Below are 18,567 nucleotides of genomic sequence, written 5' to 3' on the forward strand. Positions count from 1 at the left end.
ATGCTCCTCGTAATGACGGACTAGGCCAATGGGGTGGGTTAGACGCTAGTCGTAACCCATCTTACGACTTTATCGACACTGCATCGAAATAAATCCATCGCCATCGACATCTAAGTCACCGACGGTTCTGGCATTACAATCCTCATCAATACCGTTTGAGTCACAAATTTCTTTATTCCCGGGGCTTCGTTTTGGATCATTGTCATCACAGTCGTCACCGCCACAATGCATCGCGGCATAACCATCACCATCTTTATCTTCACAAGCAACCTTGCACTTTTTCTCTCGCTCAAAGCATAAGCCACTGTCACATGGTGGTTCGCCCGGAACGCAAGTCCCATTACCCGCGGAAGAGTTAACACGGTACTGCCCGTCTGTGCGGCAAACTTCTTCACCATTACAAAAAACACCATCTGAGCAATCGGCATTGGTGTTGCAGCGATTTCGGTTTTGCTCAGCTTCGGCTTTCTCAAGATACATATTGTAAGCCTTAGTATTCACACAGGCACAGATATCAAATCGCATCTTGCGTTTCCAGCGCTTTAATTCGGTTTCAGTTTTACCACATCGGCATTTTTCAACCTGACAGCCATAACCTGATTTTTCTTCATAGGCACTACAAAACTGTCTCGCTTTATCTTGCGCATCAGCGTGAGCAGGAGCCGACACGAATAACAAGGTGGCAACTAACCATAAGACTGCAGCAACGGCTGTAGACAATAATGATGTTATTAATGTTTTCATGATCGCTCTCCTTAATCCCGACCGTCACAGTTTTCATCGACGTTATTATTGGGTATATCAGTGGCTCCTGGGTGTATTGTTGGACTCTTGTCATTGCAGTCTCCAACATTATCTGAATAGCCTGGCGGCTTAGCACAAGCATAATATTCTTTGGATGGGTCACCCCAAAGGTCTGAGTCAGCATCTAAGTAATATGTATTCAAGACACCATCATCAATATCACCATTGCAGTCATTATCTTTACCATCACAGACTTCTTTTTCCTGTGGATTAATAGCAGGGTCACGATCGTTGCAGTCCCACAGAAGCTCATCAAAAGCTGTATTTTGGCTTTTCAACCGAGTATTCGCTTGCGCCTTGACATTGACACCCTTAGCAGTTGATTTAACTCTTAGGTTATGGGCCTTGAGCTTTTTTTGATACTCAGTATTCGACAGCATTTTAACTTGTCCTACTTTTTTAACGTCTTTAAGCACTTTTGGGTTAATAGCTTTAACAGTGTTAGTACTCTTGATCCGTTGGCTTTTAATTTCTTCGGCAGACTGACCGACGTGAGGCCATAAAAGGAAGGTTGAAATAGCGATAATAGTCGCTAGAAAAGATGCTTTACTCATAAATAGTTCCCCTACACAATGGTTCCAATTTCCTCTGGATGACCTTATTTTTACCACATACCAATAACTTCTTCCTATACAGCTGTCACACTAATTTCATCGACAAACGTTAGACTTAGGTCTCTCAGCAGGATGTATTTCGCTGCATTTAGCATTAGTTTTGCTTATCAAAACCAGCTTATTCTGCAATAAAACTAGTGTCAGTTTACGTTAACGTAAATCTCACTATACAAATTCGCTAAAAATACGTACAATCGGCGTCGCTAAATATTAGATTGAACCTTAGGGGATAGGTTAGATTCAAACGATAACTCTTTGTAATCTAATCAATTTAGCCCCCTTCAATAAAGGAGAATGTAGCCTTGACGACTACAACTGTTGCTTCTTTCGAGATTGAGTATCATCAATATCTTGATGCTAACGGCAAGCCTGCGAAAGACATTCCTGAGTTTGCTAAAGACATGAACACCATGCGTGAGCTTTATCGTGACATGTACAAATTGCGTGTATTCGATGCCAAAGCTTATGCATTACAGCGTACTGGTAAAATGGGTACCTACCCTGCTTCATTGGGTCAGGAAGCTATCGGTATCGGTTATGGCGACGCCATGACTAAAGAAGATGTGTTGATTCCATACTACCGTTCTACAGGCGGTCTTCTAAAGCATGGCGTGACCATGGAAGAGATTTTGCTGTACTGGGGTGGTGACGAAGCGGGTTCTAACTACTCAGTAGCCAAAGAAGACTTTCCTATTTGTGTTCCAATCGCTAACCAAATCATTCACGCCTCTGGCGTTGCGAAAGCGATTCAAATGCGTAAACAAAAGCGCGCAGTTGTGACTGAAATCGGCGAAGGTGGTACTTCGGAGGGTGATTTCTACGAAGGTATTAACGTTGCTGGAATTTGGAACCTTGGCGTGGTGTTCTTCATCAACAACAACCAATGGGCAATTTCAGTGCCAACGGATATCCAAACCGCTTGTGAGACTTACGCGCAGAAAGCTATCGCAGCTGGCGTAGAAGGTATTCAAGTTGATGGTAACGATATCGTTGCGGTTCGTGAAGTTGCTAATTACGCGCTAGAAAAAGCACGTAACGGCGGCGGCCCTACGGTGATTGAAGCCATTACCTACCGTCTATGTGACCACACAACGGCGGATGATGCGTCGCGTTATGACGATCCGAAAGTTAAAGAAGAAGCTTGGAAAAACGAACCTCTCGTTCGTCTTCGTAAGTATCTTGAGAAAAACAAAGCTTGGTCTGATAAAGACGAAGAAGCGATGAAAGAAGAAGTGGCTAAAGAAGTTGATGCTGCGGTGAAAGCTTATGAAGCTGCTCCGAAGCCAACGCCTGAATTGATGTTCGATCATCTTTATGCAGAACTTCCTGAACTAACCAAGCCTCAGCGCGAAGCGGCTATCAAAAGAGGTGCAAAATAATGGCGGCGATTACTTTAATTGAAGCTGTAAATGCAGCGATGGCGTATGAGCTTGAGCATGATCAAGACGTGGTACTATTCGGTGAAGACGTGGGTAAAAACGGCGGTGTATTCCGTGCGACCGACGGCTTACAAAAGAAGTATGGTAAAGAGCGCGTAATCGATACGCCTCTAGCTGAATCGATGATTGCTGGTTTGGCTGTTGGTATGGCCGCACAAGGCATGAAGCCAATCGCTGAAATGCAGTTCATGGGCTTTATCTTCCCTGCTGTTGACCAAATCTTCTGTCACGCGGCACGCTTACGTCACCGTACTCGTGGTCGTATCACTCAGCCAATGGTTATCCGTGCTCCTTATGGTGGCGGTATCCACGCGCCTGAGCACCACTCTGAGTCTACAGAAGCCTTGTTCTCACACATTCCTGGCTTGAAGGTTGTGATTCCTTCTAACCCATCACGTGCTTACGGCTTAATGCTGGCAGCGATTCGTGATCCTGACCCGGTGATTTTCTTAGAGCCAAAGCGTGTTTACCGTATCGTGAAACACGAAGTTGAAGATAACGGCGAAGAATATCCTCTTGAAGCCTGTTTCGTTGACCGTGAAGGTAGCGACATTACGCTTATCTCATGGGGCGCAATGATGCACGAAACGCTTCAGGCAGCTGAGAAACTAGCGGCTGAAGGTATCGAAGCAGAAGTTATCGACGTAGCCACCGTTAGCCCTATTGATATGGATACGATTTTAGAATCTGTTGAGAAGACTGGTCGCGCTTGTATCATCCAAGAAGCACCGAAATCTGGCTCAGTTGGCTCGGAAATTGCAGCTGAAATTGCTGAAAAAGGCGTACTAAATCTATTAGCACCAATTGGTCGAGTTTCAGGCTACGACACTGTTATGCCATACTATCGTTTAGAAAAACAATATATGCCAACCGTCGACCGAATTCTTGACGAAGTGCGTACGATTATGGAGTACAAATGAAACAGTTCAATTTACCCGATTTAGGCGAAGGTTTACCGGATGCGGAAATCGTTCGCTGGTTAGTTAAAGAAGGCGATACCGTGACTGTTGACCAACCGATGGTTGAAATGGAAACGGCAAAAGCTGTGGTCGAAGTGCCCTCTCCTTTTGCTGGTCGTATCGCAAAGTTACACGGCCAAGAAGGCGACGTAATCAACACTGGCGATTTACTCGTCAGCTTTGGTGATGGCGCGGTAGCCGAAGACGATTCGTCTGAAGAGAGCGCTTCTGAAGAGAGCGCGCCTGCTGAAAGCTCAGAATCAGAAGTATCTGCAGAGGCATCTACTGACGATGTCGTCGGCGATACGTTCATGCTTCCTGATCTTGGTGAAGGTTTACCGGACGCAGAAATCGTTCGCTGGTTAGTTAAAGAAGGCGACACTGTTACTGTAGATCAGCCTATGGTTGAAATGGAAACTGCTAAAGCCGTAGTTGAAGTTCCATCTCCTTTTGCCGCTAAAATTTCCAAGCTATACGGCCAGGCTGGTGACGTAATTAATACCGGCGACCCATTAGTTGAATTCGGTGGTTCTGGCTCTGGCTCGAAAAAAGCAGCGCCTAAGAAATCATCTGATAAAGAGTCCGGCGAAGAAAAACGCGCAGACAGCGGAACCGTTGTAGGCGCCGTTGAAGTTGGTAACAACGTTGTTGCTGAAACGACAAACTCAGTAGTTAAAGCATTAGCTCGTAAGTTAAAAGTTGATCTGACGCAAGTCAAAGGCACTGGCAAGGACGGCGCTATCACGCAAAAAGATGTGCGTGAAGCAGCGAAAAACGGTACTGGCGCTGCTAAAGCTGAAGCTGCTCCAGTAGCACAGCAAGAGTCAGGATTCGACACTAGTAATCCTCTTGCTTACAAAGCATCACCAGCAGTACGCGCATTAGCTCGTAAGCTTGGTGTTGACTTGGGCAACTGCCAAGCGTCTGGCCGCAAAGGTTCGATTACGCGTGATGACGTGGAAAATGCCTCTAAAGGCAGTTCTGCGCCAGCTTCTAGCCAATCAGCTCAGTCATCAACAAGCTCAACAACGTCAAGCACGCCATCAAGCACTGGTGGCTTGCCAACGTTGAACGTTGAAGTAAAACCTGAAACGGTTCGTGGCGTTCGCCGAGCGATGGCGATGGGCATGGCCCACTCACACTCAACTGTTGTTCCAACGACATTGGTTGAAGATGTGGATATTTCAGCATGGCCAAAAGGGACTGACTCATTAGCGCGTTATGTTCGCGCATTGGTTACCGCAGCAAAAGCCGTACCAGCAGTCAACGCTTGGTTCGATGGCGAGAAGTTTGAGCGTCTATTGCACCCTAACGTTAATGTTGGTATCGCAGTAGATTCTGGCGACGGCTTATACGTACCAGTAGTACACAATGCCGATCGCATGAGCATGACTGATGTTCGCGCACGCGTTCAGGATCTTCGCCAAAAGATTGAAACAAAATCTCTTAAGCAGGACGATCAGCAAAACGCAACGATCACCCTGTCGAACTTTGGTTCAATCGCTGGCCGTTACGGCACACCAGTCGTATCGCCACCACAGGTAGCGATTCTAGGCACTGGCCGCTTCCGTAATGAACTGAAGTTAACCGATAAAGGCATCACTAACGCAAAAATGCTGCCATTGTCGCTAACCTTCGATCACCGCGCCTGTACTGGTGGTGAAGCAGCTCGCTTCCTAGCAGCTGTAATGGAAGATCTGCAGAAAGCTCAGTAATATTATTTCGAGCTATTAAATAAAAAAGCGCGGTATGAAAACCGCGCTTTTTTCTTATTAGGCCCCTTTACTTGCAAATATCTTTATAAATACTGTTATAAATATCATTCGACCTAATCGTTCTCCACTTATCGCTAGCCTCACCTTTCTCAACGTTCTTTTCGTTGTACACCGACGAGCCGCTATAAAGTTTATATCGTGCGACTTTATACTTTTTAGTTGAGCAATACATTAGTGTGCCTAGTATCGCTTGGTCATACTTCTGACTGCGGCCAGATACAGCCGTGAAATCCTCTTTAATAACCACCATGCGAAGAGACTGATTATTTGTTGGCCGGAACCACTCTGGCGCGTAATAAATCTTGGCATTACTGTCAGATTTAGAGACATACCGCCAGCGAGAGTTCGCGTCATACTTATTGATCATCCACTCAAACCACTTTAGCTTTCCTTGCTCGATGCCTTCATTGATCGCGTACTCAGCCCAATCAATGGCGTGTTTAAGACTTTTCTTTACGCCATGACCATAGTAGTAATTTTCGGCAACACGAATCGGCGCTTGATAATGCCCTTCAAGTGACGCCATTCTCATATAACGATGACCGCGCGGAGCTTCATCTTGTCCCATCAAGGCTATTCCGTACTGATACATGGCATCAACATTCCCTAAATCAGCTGACATTTCCAGTAAATAAGTCATACGGTCATGCCCGCCATCCACCCATAAGCCCAAACGGTATAGTTCGGCTAAAGCAAGCAGGAAACCTGAGTCTTCCTTTTTTATCGCAAGGGTTTCGGACGTTGATATAGCCTGGCGCGCAACATCGTTAACGTGGCTGTTAATGCCTTGTGAGTTATAAATGGCTAGAAGTTCAGCTGCATGCTGTGTCTTGTTGTACTTCTGCAAAAAGCCACTAATACTCAGAACCAATTTATTCGTATCGCTCTTGGCGCTTTGACTCAACGCTTGTTTTGACCATTTGTATGACTCTTCAAAATTCTGAATGCCTAGGCTTGGCTCTAAATAAAACAGGCCTAAACGCATAGCGCTTTGAGGTAAAGCTCTGGCAGCAAATTTATGCCACTTAATGGACTTTTGTATATCCTTCTTGACGCCCTGCCCTGTTAGATACATTTCTGCGAGTTGGTACTGGTAGGGCGCAAACTTAGTTATATTCTTTTGCGTCTCACTCATTTCACCAAGCATAGCAAGTGGCTTGATTAATCGAGCGACTTTTTTGGGGTCATAAAACTCTTTACTGCTATAAATATTAATCAAATAATCACGCCCCTCATTGGATCCCCACTGGACGGACTGCTCAAACAAGTTAATCGCTTTTTGATAACTTTTATTTTCCCACGCTTGTTTGGCTTGATTTAAGAATTTTTCTGACTTTGAAGATGCTTCGGCGCTAGAGAGCCCCAATAGCATAATAATTACAGCGATAGACTGTAGTAGTTTCATTGAGTTTCCTTATTGGATGAAGCATCCAACTGACGTTGTGATTGCCTGGTTAGCTTGGCCAAAGAAACACACTTAAGGGCAGGACTTAGAATAGTTTCCCACTTTCAGTCTAATCTTTCCACCGGCAGCTTTGGTAGAATCCACGAGGAGTACTCTCTTTCCTCGCTTTCCTAAGCACTCCTTCCACTCATAAATGACTGACAGTTGTTCTTTCTTTACTGTTTTATTCCAGTTACCGACATAGGTCCCATCTATTGCGTCAGAAATCTTTTTGGCCGGAGTTTGTTCAGCTTGCTTCTTTCTGCGGGCTTCTAACATACAAGACAAGCTACAGCGATCATCCCCGTTGAAGGTTATGTGGGAGGCACTATAACTGTGGTAATCATAATACCCATTATCCCTAACTTTAATATGCTCTATCTTTGCTTGTCCCTTTCCTAAAGAGTAAGTTGACTGGTACTCTGATAGGGCTGGATAGATGCCTCCCGCTATCTCTTTGCGTTCACGGCTTCTCACCAAATCTCCTTTGATGCCCTTAAAGTTATTCGATGCGGCTTTAAGTAATGCTCGTACGTGCTTTTGAACGGTATCCGCGTTGGGTAAGTCAATCGCGCCTTTATCACTAGCAGATACCACTGAAAACATCATGCCACCCACTAATATTGAAGCCAGTATTGTTCTTAGTAACGAATCCATAATTATTCCCTCTGGTGTTAGGTGGTTTTAATTAAGAACCCACCTTTTATGTATTTTTTCCCCTTTACATAATACCGAAAACGAGAACCAGTTCAAATTTCGCACCTGCATGATGGTGTTCGTCCACTTTAAACCTGACAAATTTCACCTGTAGGAGCTGTAATATTTCTACACATTTCAATCCTAGCGCTACCTCGTAGCCTTTGCTATTCTCAGTCGGTTAATTAACAAAATGGAGTCATTGTATGAACAAAAGACTGATAGCGAGCCTTGTTATTGGCTCGGTTGCGTCGGTGGGGGTTATGACACAAAGCATGGCGAAAGATACGCAAAAAACATCTAAAGTCGATGATCCTTACATTTGGTTAGAAGAGGTTGAAGGCGAAAAAGCTTTGAATTGGGTCGAAGAGCAAAATGAAAAGTCACTCGGCTACTTAATGTCAAAGCCTCTGTACAAAGAACTATATGAAAAGAACTTGGAAGTATACAACTCAGACGAACGTATTCCTTACGTCGGTCAAATGGGTGATTACTTCTATAACTTCTGGCGTGATGATGAAAACCCTCGTGGTTTATGGCGTCGAACTACGCTAGAGGAATACCAAAAAGAAGACCCTGAGTGGGAAATCATCTTAAACCTTGATGAGTTAGCGGAAAAAGAAGATGAAAACTGGGTCTATAAAGGCTCTAACTGCTTATACCCGACTTATGATCGCTGCTTAATTAACTTATCACGCGGTGGCGCTGATGCGACAGTGGTTCGTGAGTTCGATATTGAGTCGAAAAGTTTCGTAAAAGATGGCTTCCAACTCCCAGAAGCGAAAAGCAGTTTAAGCTGGATTGATAAAGACACCCTGTATGTCGGCACAGATTTTGGTGAAGGCAGCATGACGGACTCAGGCTATCCGCGTATTGTTAAAACTTGGAAGCGTGGCCAGCCTATCGAAAAAGCCAAAACGGTTTTTGAGGGTGAAAAAGAAAACGTTTGGATTGGCGCCATGGTTTCTCACGATGGTGACGATAAATACAAAATTATCTACCAAGGTCTAGATTTTTACACTTCAGAAATTTTCTTGGTCACTGATGATGGTTTGAAAAAACTGGACCGCCCGAAAGACAGTAGCTTCAGCGGCGTGATCAACGGCCAATTATTGCTAGAGCTTAAATCAGATTGGACCGTAGGCGATAAAACGTACAAGCAAGCATCACTACTTTCTATTTCTATGGATGACTTCGTTGCAGGCAAGAAAAACTTCACAGAAGTGCTTGTTCCAGATGCCCGTACTTCTATCGCTAGCGTTTCGAGCACCAAAGACCATGTGTTGATTACCACTTTAAAAGACGTCAGCAGTGAATTGTACCGTTATACATTTAAGGGTGGAAAATGGTCGCATGAAAAGATCGATATGCCAGACCTAGGCACCCTATCAGTTACTGGTACTAGCGATGAACACAATAACTTCTTCATTAATTATCAGAACTTCCTAACGCCAAGCAGCCTGTATTACTTTGATGCAGCAAAAGATTCTGCGAGTGTCTTGAAAAGCTTGCCAGCTTTCTTCGACGCATCTCCTTATAAAGTTGAGCAGAAATTTGCAGAGGCTAAAGACGGTACTAAAGTGCCTTACTTCCTAATCATGGCGAAAGACACCGAGCTTGATGGTAAAAACCCTACGCTACTCTATGGTTACGGTGGCTTTGAAGTGTCATTGCGCCCTAGCTACTCGGCGACAGTCGGTATTGACTGGTTAGAGCAAGGCGGTGTTTATGCGCTAGCCAATATCCGTGGTGGTGGTGAGTACGGCCCTGCGTGGCACCAGGCAGCGCTTAAGAAAAATCGTCATATTGCATTCAACGATTTTATTACCGTCGCTGAGCACTTGATTGAAACCAAAGTCACTGACAACAAGCATCTTGGTATTCGAGGCGGTAGTAACGGTGGTTTGTTAGTCGGTACTGTTGCGACTATGCGTCCGGACTTGTATGAAGCTGTAGTTTGCCAAGTTCCTTTATTGGACATGAAGCGTTTTAATCAGCTACTAGCAGGCGCAAGCTGGATGGGCGAATACGGTAATCCAGACAACGAAGACGAGTGGAACTACATTAAAACCTACTCGCCGTATCACAACGTTCACAAAGACGTTGATTACCCAAAAATCTTCTTCACGACCTCAACGCGTGATGACCGAGTTCATCCAGGTCACGCTCGTAAAATGGTTGCGAAAATGATGAACCAAGGTCATGACCTTCTTTATTATGAAAATACTGAAGGTGGCCATGGCGGTGCAGCAAACAACGAACAGTCGGCTAAGTTAAATGCTTTAATTTACACTTACCTTGCTGATCAGTTGATGGATTAATATCTAACAACTTCAAAAAAGGCGCCTGATGGCGCCTTTTTTTGATTTACAGCCTTATACTGATAAATAAATAACTGAGCCTACCAGCCTGCATATAACCAAATATTCATTGCCAAATTTCTTAGCTTATAGGATATTTAAGCAATGCATCATTTTATTAACGCAAACTGTAAAGCAACAACTGCCCTTCCCGGTCAGCCCATCCCCTATTCTCTACAGAATCAGGAAGGTTTGCGCACGCCCATGTTTCGTAAGTATATAGACACCGGAATCACGACTTAACTTACGACAACATAAGAATTTACAAAGCCCGCAAGCCTCGCTTCGCGGGCTTTTTTGTTTATAGAGATCATGAAATCAAAGGATAATTTATGGAAACATTCAATTTTGAACAGTACCAAAACATCGTCATAAAAGTCGGCTCAGCACTGATTGCACCCGATGGGATGTCCTGCTCAACGCAGTACTGCTTACCGCTGGCAAACTTTATCAAGAAGTGCGAAAGTTTAGAAAAACGAATTACGCTTGTCAGTTCAGGCGCTGTGGCGGCTGGTTTTAACACACTCAGACCACAGAATGACACTCTAAGTCTTGACGAAAAGCAAGCGCTAGCCGCCGTAGGCCAATCTAAGGTTATTAATCATTGGCAACGTTTTTTTGATAACCATGTAGCACAAGTCTTACTCACAGCCGCGGATATGCAAAACCACTCGCGCTCAGCTAATGCTCATCGAACACTCAACACATTACATCAACATCGTGTGCTGCCGATCGTTAATGAAAACGATACCGTTGCCATAGAAGAGCTGAAGTTTGGTGACAATGATCGCTTGGCGGCTCAAGTTGCCTGCCTTATCAATGCCGATCTGCTGATTATTTGTAGCGATGTGGATGGTGTTTTTACCGACAATCCGCACCTTAACCCTCAAGCCAAACTGATCAACACGATAGATACGATCGACGAAAGCGTCTTAAGCCTAGGGCAAAATAGTCATAACCCACAAGCCACTGGCGGTATGCTTACCAAGCTATTAGCGGCACAACTGGCGCAAAATCATGGCATCGACACGGTGATATGCAATGGTAAAACAGAAGCTTATTTGCCCTTGTTACAGGACCAATGTGCAGGAACCTGGGTGGTTTCTGATAAGCCACTAGACCGTGAAAACGCAGCCCGCATTAGAAATACTTATCCATAGTATAAGTTACTGTTATTTATCGTTATTTTTAAAATTGTGTTAAATCGCTGAGATAACACGAGATTCAGAGTTGAGGTAGGTTCAACTCAAGCAACATACCCCCCAGTTATATGGGTAAAACGGCGCTAAGCGGCGCTTAGAGCGTCTCTTAGATTTTTTTGGAGTCAGATTTGACATAAGGATCTCTATGTTAATAATGCAAACCGTGCTTAACATTAATCGAATCGACATAGCGACACTTTCCACGGCAGGCATTTCCAGCCAGCCAAGTCGTGTTATGTCTAAGATTAGCAAACAAGCCCCGCGCTTGGGTAACGTGTTCTAGCACGCCACGTCACTTTTAACTCGTCATACATTAATCCTTTAAAATAGAAAGGTCTTTTCATGCTCGAACATATTGAATTTGGTAATTACAACAACATCGTCGTAAAAGTTGGCTCAGCGCTTATCGCGCCGGATGGTCACTCTTGCTCAGCGGAATACTGCTTGCCAATTGCGCATTTCGTAAGAAAGTGTCGCAAAGCTGGCAAACAAGTCACGCTAGTGTCTTCTGGTGCAGTAGCAGCAGGTTTTAATCTTCTAAAGCCTGACTACGACGAGCTCACTCGTAAAGAAAAGCAACCGCTAGCAGCGGTCGGTCAGTCAATGGTCGTCGCTCACTGGCAGCGTTTCTTTGATGATGTTGTAGCCCAGGTATTACTAACTTCAGCCGATATTAAAAATCCTGAGCGCGCACAAAATGCACGCAACACATTCAAGACACTTGAAGAACTTGGCGCCCTACCGATTGTGAACGAAAACGATACGGTAGCGACGGAAGAACTGACGGTTGGTGACAACGACAACCTCGTTGCACAGGTAGCCACACTCACCAATGCCGATCTACTGATTATCTGTAGTGACATTGATGGTGTCTACGACGACAACCCAAAAGTTAATCCCGACGCCGAACTCGTCAATCAATTCGAAGGAATCAGCGACGAAGCTCTGGCTATGGGTAAGCAAAGCACCAGCGCACAAGGTACTGGTGGTATGCGCACCAAGCTAAAAGCTGCGAAATTCGCCTCGGAAAACGGTATTGATACGATCATCTGTAACGGTACAAACGAAAGTTACATGCGTCTATTCAATAACCAAAACCCAGGTACATTGATTCGCAACACAGCTGAAGACAAGAAAGCAGACGTCGCTTAGGAGATTTGTAGGATTTTTCATAGGAGATAATATGAACATGAAAGAGAACAGTTTTGAAAATCAAGAACAGCAAGAGCTTTATGATTTAACACTTCGCGCGAAAGAAGCCGCGAAGACTCTTGCCACATTATCAAGTAGCCAAAAGAACGATGTGCTTGCTGCGATGGCAAAACAGCTGAAGACCAACCAAGCACAAATTCTTGAAGCGAACAAAAAAGACATTGAGTACGCCAAAGAAAACGACTTGTCAGACGCTATGGTTGACCGTCTATTACTTGATGAAGAACGTGTCGACGGCATGGTTAGCGCACTGCACAACGTGATGAACCTTGCGGACCCTGTCGGTGAGATGGGTGAAAGCACATTACGTCCGAACGGTATCCGTGTCGCCAAAATGCGTATCCCTTTAGGCGTCGTGCTGATGATTTATGAAGCGCGTCCAAACGTAGCAGTAGAAGCTGCGGCACTAACGCTAAAGTCTGGTAACGTCGTTATCCTGCGTGGCGGTAAAGAAGCATGGCACTCAAACAACGCCATTATCGACTGCTGGCACCAAGCGATTGAATCGTGTGGCTTCAGCAAAGAAATGGTCTGCATCGTGCCTTCGCAAAGTCACTCAGCAGTGAATCACCTACTCCAGTTCCGTGACACGATTGATCTCGTGATCCCACGTGGTGGCGAGCGCTTGATTCAAGCCGTAACGGATAACAGTAAGATTCCCGTGATTCAGCACTTTAAAGGCGTGTGCCACTTATACGTCGACAAGTATGCTGACCTAGACAAAGCTGAGAAACTACTGAAAGACGGCAAGGTATCGCGTCCAGGCGTCTGTAACTCGCTAGAAAGCTTAGTGATTCACAAAGACATCGCTGACGAATTCCTAAAGCGTGTCAACGCTCTAGGCAACGAATTCGGCATCCAGTTTAAAGCAGACAAAGACTCTGCCAGCAAACTGGATAACTCAGAAGTTGCTAGCGACGAAGATTATCATAACGAATACTTGAGCTTAGCCATGAGTGTGAAGCAGGTAGACAGCTACGAAGCAGCTATCGAACACATCCAAAATCACAGTTCAAGCCACACCGAAGTCATTGTCACTAAAGACATTGACCGCGGTAACGAATTCGTTAAACGCATCAACTCGTCTGTTGTGATGGTTAACGCTTCATCACGCTTCTCAGACGGTGGCGAACTTGGTCTAGGTGCAGAAATTGGTATCTCAACCAGTAAGCTACACGCCTATGGTCCTATGGGTCTTGTACAGCTGACTACTGAAAAGTATGTAGTGACAGGCCAAGGCCAAGCAAAGCACTATTAATAAACAGCACTATTAATTATTACAAAGCGTTCGAGCAATAGGGTTCTACCAAGCCCTATACTCAAAGCCGCGGAGTCAAATCCGCGGCTTTTTTATTAGTAAAATTGAAGGCTAACAAGAACCCAATCGTCTCTATGTTTACCTTGTTTTACAGTTGCAGAAAATCGGCTTCTTACAGTAGCCCCAAAACTATTCTGGGCATCCACATAAGAGTTAACCATAAACTCACACTTACTAACTTTTGTAACAGTAAACTCAGAAATAAACGGAAAGTCTGCACTTTTAGGACTTTTTAGATTATCTTCAACATACATTCTGGCAAAGGTAATAGCATCTTGCTCAGTACAATTCACACTTTTTGAGAAGTCACCGTTATTAATAATATAGCCTAAATAAAACCCAGCCAGTACAAATACGACTACAATGACAGCAACTAAGCAACCAGAATTTTTTGTAGTATCGTCAACGCCACTTCTATTTCTAGGCTTTTCATTGAATGAGAGGTAATTTCCGTAAAATGCTGAGAACTCCTTATTCCCAGCTTTAAAAAACAGCTCTCCCTCTTCTAATTTGACCTTGAAAAAAACCTCTACTTGAGTACTTTCTACCTTCTCCACAGATTTGATTTTTTCAAAATCTATATGACTCTCTTCAGACCACACCTTCACTTTATCAAAAGTAAACCTTTCGCCAGAGCTGATTTTTTCTATATACATGGACATCCCTCTATTATTTTTATCACACACAATATACCCATGTTCCCGCACACTCTCAAGCAAGCGTAGGTTCGAAGCAGGAAGCCTAATTTAGCTAAGATGGAACAGGGATGTTTCGTTTAGCGGCGCGTGAGTAACTTTTAAGAACGAGGGAAATGCGAAACATCTAACGTCAGGGATGAGCTTATCTTTGGTTACTTTCTCTTGCTCATCAAGAGAAAGTATCTCGCCGAGTGGCGAAACAGGGTGTTACAAGAGATTCCCGCCTACGCGAGAATGACAAAACGGCATAACCCCTTCAAATTCCTAAACATTCCTGTATATTCCTAGTTATTCCAATCAATTCATCTGGTTATTCCTTGGGCTTTTGAAAACAATAATAGCGTCAATTAATCACATGGAGACACAATAATGACACTTGGTGAAAAGCTACGTTCATTACGTTCAACTAGCGGTTGGACACAGCCTGAATTTGCTCAAAAGCTGGGGATTGAACAATCCTATCTATCAAAGCTAGAGAACGATAGAAGCATTCCTTCCGTCGAGATTTTCGATAAGCTGTGTACCGCTTATGAAATTACGCCAGACGATATGATTAAAGACTTGGATAAGGATTATGTCCGCCAAAAGCTGATGCACATCCCGATCATCGCCAATGCGACCAATAGCAAGCACGAAGTGGCTAAAGGCAAACGTAAAGCCGCTGTGATCGTCTGCTCGACGTTTATCTTAGTCGCAGTACTCTTTTTCTTTATTGCGCATCTAGAGCTACTTTCAAGTAATAAGCAGTGGGAGTACTTTTCTCCCGGCGTTTATTTTGAGGAAGAAATAGCGCATTGCAGCAAAGATAAAAGTGTCCAAGAGTGCCAGCTCAAATTTACTGGTAACCCCCGCTCTGCTATGAACACAGCTGCAAAGACGTTCATTACGATCAATTACCAAGGAAGTGAGATCTATGAAAAGCTTGACGTTGGTTATAGGAATTATCACGCAAAACGTTTAGAAGATAAACGAAGCACAGCCAACAATATCTTCTTAATATTCGCCGTATTTCTTGCGACCTTGGGAGTTCTTGGCTTAATTGTCGAAGCGCGGTTCTATCGAATAGACAAGCAATCTTAAGATTGGGGCCATCCAGATACAAAAAAGCCGCGCAGCTTTCGCTATGCGGCTTTGTGCTCTCCGAAGAGATGAATATGGTGGGTTGCACAGGAATCGAACCTGTGACCACCTGATTAAAAGTCAGATGCTCTACCGACTGAGCTAGCAACCCAAATCAATCAAGGCAACGCCTCATTTGATGGCGCGTATAATACCTTCTTTAGCCAAAAAGACAACCCTTTAACGCCATAAATCTGTAATAATTTTTTATAGCGCTATAGAGATTATCAATCACACACAAAAAAACCGCTTAGCTTTCGCTATGCGGCTTTGTGCTCTCCGAAGAGATGAATATGGTGGGTTGCACAGGAATCGAACCTGTGACCACCTGATTAAAAGTCAGATGCTCTACCGACTGAGCTAGCAACCCATTGATTTGGCTATCTTTCTAGCCAAGCTCACCGTTTCTGGTGAGACGCGTATAATACTGTTTTTTACAAAAAATACAACCTTTATACGCGATTTTTTAAGCTTTTTATTGCTTTCGATATGCCTATTCAGCTTCTTCTATCCAAGCCGCTTGAATGGCTTCTAGGATACGTTCGCCGCTGCGCTTGGGATCATCATCAAACTCTTCCAAAGCAATCACTTTATCCCGTAAATCCATAAAATTGATTCTCGTGGGATCTTGCTCTGGGTATTTTTCATAAAGCTCAATGGCTATGTCTAAACTATCTGTCCACTTTAGGCCCATAATGAACTCCTAGCGAATGCGCCTAGTGGCGCTCTGAAACCTGGTTGATCGTGTACTTAGGGATTTCTACCACTAAGTCATCATCTTCGACTATCGCCTGGCAGCTTAAGCGAGATTCTGGCTCTAAGCCCCATGCTTTATCTAGCATATCATCTTCTAGCTCATCGCTCTCTTCTAGCGAGTCAAACCCTTCTCGAACCACTACGTGACAGGTTGTGCAAGCACAAGACATTTCACACGCATGCTCGATAAAAATTTTATTGTCGAGTGCAACATCAAGCACTGACTGCCCTTTCTCGGCTTCAACTTCAGCGCCCTCAGGACATAACTCTTCGTGAGGTAAAAAGATCACTTTTGGCATGTATTTACCCTATATTTCGTCTACTTCATGGCCCACAAGAGCCTTGGCAATGCTAGCATCCATACGTCGGCTAGCAAACTCATTAGAATTCTTCTCTACAATCTCAATCGCCTTTTCTATGGCTTCAACACTATCACCCTGAGAGGTTTGGTTGAGTTGCTCCAATGACGACTGAATTGCTGCATATTCTTGCTCGGTGAGCAGTTCTTTACCATTTTCATTGAGCGCAGCTGTGACAGCTTCTATCACGCGCGCCGCTTCAACCTTCTGCTCACGCAACATACGCGCTTCCATATCGCCTTCTGCGTGGCTGAATGAACTTTGCAGCATGTTCGTGATTTGATCGTCACTCAAGCCATAAGAAGGCTTTACGGTAATGTCTGCTTTGACACCGCTAGTCGTTTCTTCTGCTAACACTTGGAGTAAACCATCAGCATCAACCTGATAGGTCACTTTAATTCTGGCCGCGCCAGCAACCATCGGCGGAATACCACGAAGTTCAAAGCGGGCTAACGAACGACAGTCTTCGACTAGCTCACGCTCACCTTGAACCACATGAATCGCCATTGCGGTTTGACCGTCTTTAAAGGTGGTAAACTCTTGCGCTTTGGCAATCGGAATTGGCGTGTTTCTTGGGATGATTTTTTCAGCAAGTCCACCCATGGTTTCAACACCAAGCGATAATGGAATCACGTCCAACAACAACATGTCATCATCAGACTTATTGCCGATTAGGACGTTTGCTTGAATGGCAGCACCAATAGCGACTACTTTATCAGGATCTATATCGGTTAGTGGTGGTACTTTAAAATGCTTCTCAACTTTTTCGCGAACTAGCGGTACACGGGTAGAACCACCGACCATGACGACTTTATCGACCTCATCAACTTTAACGCCAGCGTCCTTCAATGTACGACGGCATGAAAGCAAGGTTTTATCAACGATGGGTGCAATAATTTCCTCTACTTGGTCACGGCTCATCTGGCCGTTCCACTCTAGGAAATTCACTTCGACAGTATCAGTGTCCGTTAACGCTTCTTTGATATCACGAGCTTTGATCATTGCTAGTTGATGAGCTCTACGATCACCACTATCGACATTCGCTTGTTCAACCAAGTATTGCGCAATGGCGCGGTCAAAATCATCACCGCCAAGGGCACTGTCGCCACCAGTCGCTAAAACTTCAAACACGCCTTTCTGTAGGCGTAATATAGAAATATCAAAAGTACCGCCACCTAAATCATAGATAGCATGAATACCTTCACTGCCAGTATCAAGCCCATAAGCGACAGCAGCGGCTGTTGGCTCGTTAAGCAAGCGCAATACTTTTAATCCGGCTAACTGTGCTGCATCTTTAGTGGCCTGGCGTTGAGCTTCATCAAAATAAGCAGGTACAGTAATCACTATGCCGCCAAGTTCTCCGCCCAACGTTTCTTCAGCGCGATCTGCAAGGACTCGTAAGATATCACTCGATACTTCAACAGGATTTTTCTCGATACCATTCTCAAGGACAACGCCTGGCATACCGGTATCAGATTCGACTAATTGATTCGCACTGAACTCTTTAATCTTGTCCATATCAGCTAAGCCACGCCCCATGAGACGTTTAATCGAGCTGATGACATTACCAGGCTCAATAGATTGCTGTTGTTTCGCTTTGTGGCCAACTTCAATCGTTTCACTATCGACGTAATGAACCACGGAAGGTACCGTATGCTTGCCATCCGCATCAGCTAGTGTTTCGGCTTTTCCACTTCTCACAGTCGCGATTAATGAGTTGGTGGTTCCAAGGTCAATTCCTGCCGCTAACTTGTGTTTGTGCGGCTCTGTACTTTGCCCTGGTTCTGAAATTTGCAGTAATGCCATAATATG

17 protein-coding genes and 2 tRNA genes are annotated in these 18,567 nt (G+C 44.5%); 9 read left to right on the forward strand and 10 right to left on the reverse strand.

The annotated features are described in order from the left end of the window. Positions 1-69: 69 nt before the first annotated feature. Together KFK88_RS10635 and KFK88_RS10640 are read right to left on the reverse strand one after the other, a co-directional pair. A complete protein-coding gene (locus KFK88_RS10635; protein WP_223579460.1) occupies positions 70-744 on the reverse strand; it encodes a MopE-related protein in 675 nt (224 codons plus the stop codon). A gap of 11 nt (positions 745-755) precedes the next feature. Further along, positions 756-1,358, reverse strand: coding sequence for a putative metal-binding motif-containing protein (locus tag KFK88_RS10640; protein WP_223579463.1), 603 nt, complete (start codon positions 1,356-1,358; stop codon positions 756-758). 362 nt (positions 1,359-1,720) lie between these two features. Here KFK88_RS10640 and pdhA point away from each other — a divergent pair, with 362 nt between their 5' ends. From pdhA to KFK88_RS10655, 3 genes are read left to right on the forward strand one after another with little or no spacing between them, the layout of a single operon-like run. After that, positions 1,721-2,797, forward strand: a complete 1,077-nt coding sequence (gene pdhA, locus KFK88_RS10645) for a pyruvate dehydrogenase (acetyl-transferring) E1 component subunit alpha (protein ID WP_223579466.1) — start codon at positions 1,721-1,723, stop codon at positions 2,795-2,797. Continuing rightward, positions 2,797-3,777 (forward strand): alpha-ketoacid dehydrogenase subunit beta, encoded by a 981-nt coding sequence (locus tag KFK88_RS10650; RefSeq protein ID WP_223579469.1) that lies wholly within the window; start codon positions 2,797-2,799, stop codon positions 3,775-3,777. Before pdhA ends, KFK88_RS10650 begins: the two co-directional genes overlap by 1 nt. Continuing rightward, positions 3,774-5,531, forward strand: coding sequence for a 2-oxo acid dehydrogenase subunit E2 (locus KFK88_RS10655; protein WP_223579472.1), 1,758 nt, complete (start codon positions 3,774-3,776; stop codon positions 5,529-5,531). The genes KFK88_RS10650 and KFK88_RS10655 overlap by 4 nt, the downstream gene beginning before the upstream one ends. 67 nt (positions 5,532-5,598) lie before the next feature. Here KFK88_RS10655 and KFK88_RS10660 read toward each other — a convergent pair whose 3' ends face one another. Next, the gene (locus tag KFK88_RS10660; RefSeq protein WP_223579475.1) at positions 5,599-6,996 is read right to left on the reverse strand and encodes a tetratricopeptide repeat protein; all 1,398 of its coding nucleotides are present in this window, start codon (positions 6,994-6,996) and stop codon (positions 5,599-5,601) included. A gap of 72 nt (positions 6,997-7,068) precedes the next feature. Further along, positions 7,069-7,692, reverse strand: coding sequence for a hypothetical protein (locus KFK88_RS10665; RefSeq protein WP_223579477.1), 624 nt, complete (start codon positions 7,690-7,692; stop codon positions 7,069-7,071). Positions 7,693-7,937: 245 nt separating this feature from the next. Between KFK88_RS10665 and KFK88_RS10670 the strand changes: the two genes are divergently transcribed. The 5 genes from KFK88_RS10670 (at position 7,938) to KFK88_RS10690 (ending at position 13,763) form a co-directional block, all read left to right on the forward strand. Next, positions 7,938-10,052, forward strand: a complete 2,115-nt coding sequence (locus KFK88_RS10670; RefSeq protein ID WP_223579480.1) for a prolyl oligopeptidase family serine peptidase — start codon at positions 7,938-7,940, stop codon at positions 10,050-10,052. A gap of 371 nt (positions 10,053-10,423) precedes the next feature. Then, positions 10,424-11,251 carry a glutamate 5-kinase gene (proB, locus tag KFK88_RS10675; protein WP_223579482.1) on the forward strand — a complete coding sequence of 276 codons (828 nt, stop codon included), beginning with the start codon at positions 10,424-10,426 and terminating at the stop codon, positions 11,249-11,251. A 187-nt stretch (positions 11,252-11,438) separates the two neighbouring features. Beyond that, positions 11,439-11,576: a hypothetical protein gene (locus KFK88_RS10680; RefSeq protein WP_223579485.1), complete on the forward strand. Its 138-nt coding sequence runs from the start codon at positions 11,439-11,441 to the stop codon at positions 11,574-11,576. 59 nt (positions 11,577-11,635) lie between these two features. Next, positions 11,636-12,445 carry a glutamate 5-kinase gene (gene proB, locus KFK88_RS10685; protein ID WP_223579487.1) on the forward strand — a complete coding sequence of 270 codons (810 nt, stop codon included), beginning with the start codon at positions 11,636-11,638 and terminating at the stop codon, positions 12,443-12,445. A gap of 31 nt (positions 12,446-12,476) precedes the next feature. After that, on the forward strand, positions 12,477-13,763 hold the full coding sequence (locus KFK88_RS10690) for a glutamate-5-semialdehyde dehydrogenase (RefSeq protein WP_223579489.1): 1,287 nt from the start codon (positions 12,477-12,479) through the stop codon (positions 13,761-13,763). Between the two features lie 95 nt (positions 13,764-13,858). Here the strand turns inward: KFK88_RS10690 and KFK88_RS10695 are convergent, their stop codons facing one another. After that, a complete protein-coding gene (locus KFK88_RS10695) occupies positions 13,859-14,479 on the reverse strand; it encodes a hypothetical protein (RefSeq protein WP_223579491.1) in 621 nt (206 codons plus the stop codon). Between the two features lie 411 nt (positions 14,480-14,890). Here KFK88_RS10695 and KFK88_RS10700 point away from each other — a divergent pair, with 411 nt between their 5' ends. Next, positions 14,891-15,601: a helix-turn-helix domain-containing protein gene (locus KFK88_RS10700; protein ID WP_223579495.1), complete on the forward strand. Its 711-nt coding sequence runs from the start codon at positions 14,891-14,893 to the stop codon at positions 15,599-15,601. Positions 15,602-15,676: 75 nt separating this feature from the next. Here the strand turns inward: KFK88_RS10700 and KFK88_RS10705 are convergent. The 5 genes from KFK88_RS10705 to hscA all read right to left on the reverse strand — a co-directional run bounded on the left by KFK88_RS10705 (position 15,677) and on the right by hscA (position 18,561). Continuing rightward, positions 15,677-15,752, reverse strand: a tRNA-Lys gene (locus KFK88_RS10705). A gap of 182 nt (positions 15,753-15,934) precedes the next feature. Then, positions 15,935-16,010 (reverse strand) — tRNA-Lys (locus tag KFK88_RS10710). Between the two features lie 123 nt (positions 16,011-16,133). After that, positions 16,134-16,334, reverse strand: a complete 201-nt coding sequence (iscX, locus tag KFK88_RS10715) for a Fe-S cluster assembly protein IscX (protein ID WP_223579498.1) — start codon at positions 16,332-16,334, stop codon at positions 16,134-16,136. A 22-nt stretch (positions 16,335-16,356) separates the two neighbouring features. After that, positions 16,357-16,695 (reverse strand): ISC system 2Fe-2S type ferredoxin, encoded by a 339-nt coding sequence (gene fdx, locus KFK88_RS10720; protein ID WP_223579501.1) that lies wholly within the window; start codon positions 16,693-16,695, stop codon positions 16,357-16,359. A 9-nt stretch (positions 16,696-16,704) separates the two neighbouring features. Beyond that, positions 16,705-18,561 (reverse strand): Fe-S protein assembly chaperone HscA, encoded by a 1,857-nt coding sequence (gene hscA, locus KFK88_RS10725; protein ID WP_223579502.1) that lies wholly within the window; start codon positions 18,559-18,561, stop codon positions 16,705-16,707. Between the last annotated feature and the right edge of the window lie 6 nt (positions 18,562-18,567).

It is taken from the genome of Kangiella taiwanensis, assembly GCF_020005165.1.
GTDB classification, from domain to species: Bacteria; Pseudomonadota; Gammaproteobacteria; order Enterobacterales; family Kangiellaceae; genus Kangiella; species Kangiella taiwanensis.

Coding starts and splice junctions, on each gene's coding strand:
- KFK88_RS10670 (WP_223579480.1), top strand. CDS start 7,938: ATGAACAAAAGACTGATAGCGAGCCTTGTTATTGGCTCGGTTGCGTCG.
- KFK88_RS10695 (WP_223579491.1), bottom strand. CDS start 14,479: ATGTATATAGAAAAAATCAGCTCTGGCGAAAGGTTTACTTTTGATAAA.
- iscX (WP_223579498.1), bottom strand. CDS start 16,334: ATGGGCCTAAAGTGGACAGATAGTTTAGACATAGCCATTGAGCTTTAT.
- KFK88_RS10640 (WP_223579463.1), bottom strand. CDS start 1,358: ATGAGTAAAGCATCTTTTCTAGCGACTATTATCGCTATTTCAACCTTC.
- KFK88_RS10690 (WP_223579489.1), top strand. CDS start 12,477: ATGAACATGAAAGAGAACAGTTTTGAAAATCAAGAACAGCAAGAGCTT.
- KFK88_RS10700 (WP_223579495.1), top strand. CDS start 14,891: ATGACACTTGGTGAAAAGCTACGTTCATTACGTTCAACTAGCGGTTGG.
- proB (WP_223579487.1), top strand. CDS start 11,636: ATGCTCGAACATATTGAATTTGGTAATTACAACAACATCGTCGTAAAA.
- KFK88_RS10650 (WP_223579469.1), top strand. CDS start 2,797: ATGGCGGCGATTACTTTAATTGAAGCTGTAAATGCAGCGATGGCGTAT.
- KFK88_RS10665 (WP_223579477.1), bottom strand. CDS start 7,692: ATGGATTCGTTACTAAGAACAATACTGGCTTCAATATTAGTGGGTGGC.
- proB (WP_223579482.1), top strand. CDS start 10,424: ATGGAAACATTCAATTTTGAACAGTACCAAAACATCGTCATAAAAGTC.
- hscA (WP_223579502.1), bottom strand. CDS start 18,561: ATGGCATTACTGCAAATTTCAGAACCAGGGCAAAGTACAGAGCCGCAC.
- KFK88_RS10680 (WP_223579485.1), top strand. CDS start 11,439: ATGTTAATAATGCAAACCGTGCTTAACATTAATCGAATCGACATAGCG.
- KFK88_RS10635 (WP_223579460.1), bottom strand. CDS start 744: ATGAAAACATTAATAACATCATTATTGTCTACAGCCGTTGCTGCAGTC.
- fdx (WP_223579501.1), bottom strand. CDS start 16,695: ATGCCAAAAGTGATCTTTTTACCTCACGAAGAGTTATGTCCTGAGGGC.
- KFK88_RS10660 (WP_223579475.1), bottom strand. CDS start 6,996: ATGAAACTACTACAGTCTATCGCTGTAATTATTATGCTATTGGGGCTC.
- KFK88_RS10655 (WP_223579472.1), top strand. CDS start 3,774: ATGAAACAGTTCAATTTACCCGATTTAGGCGAAGGTTTACCGGATGCG.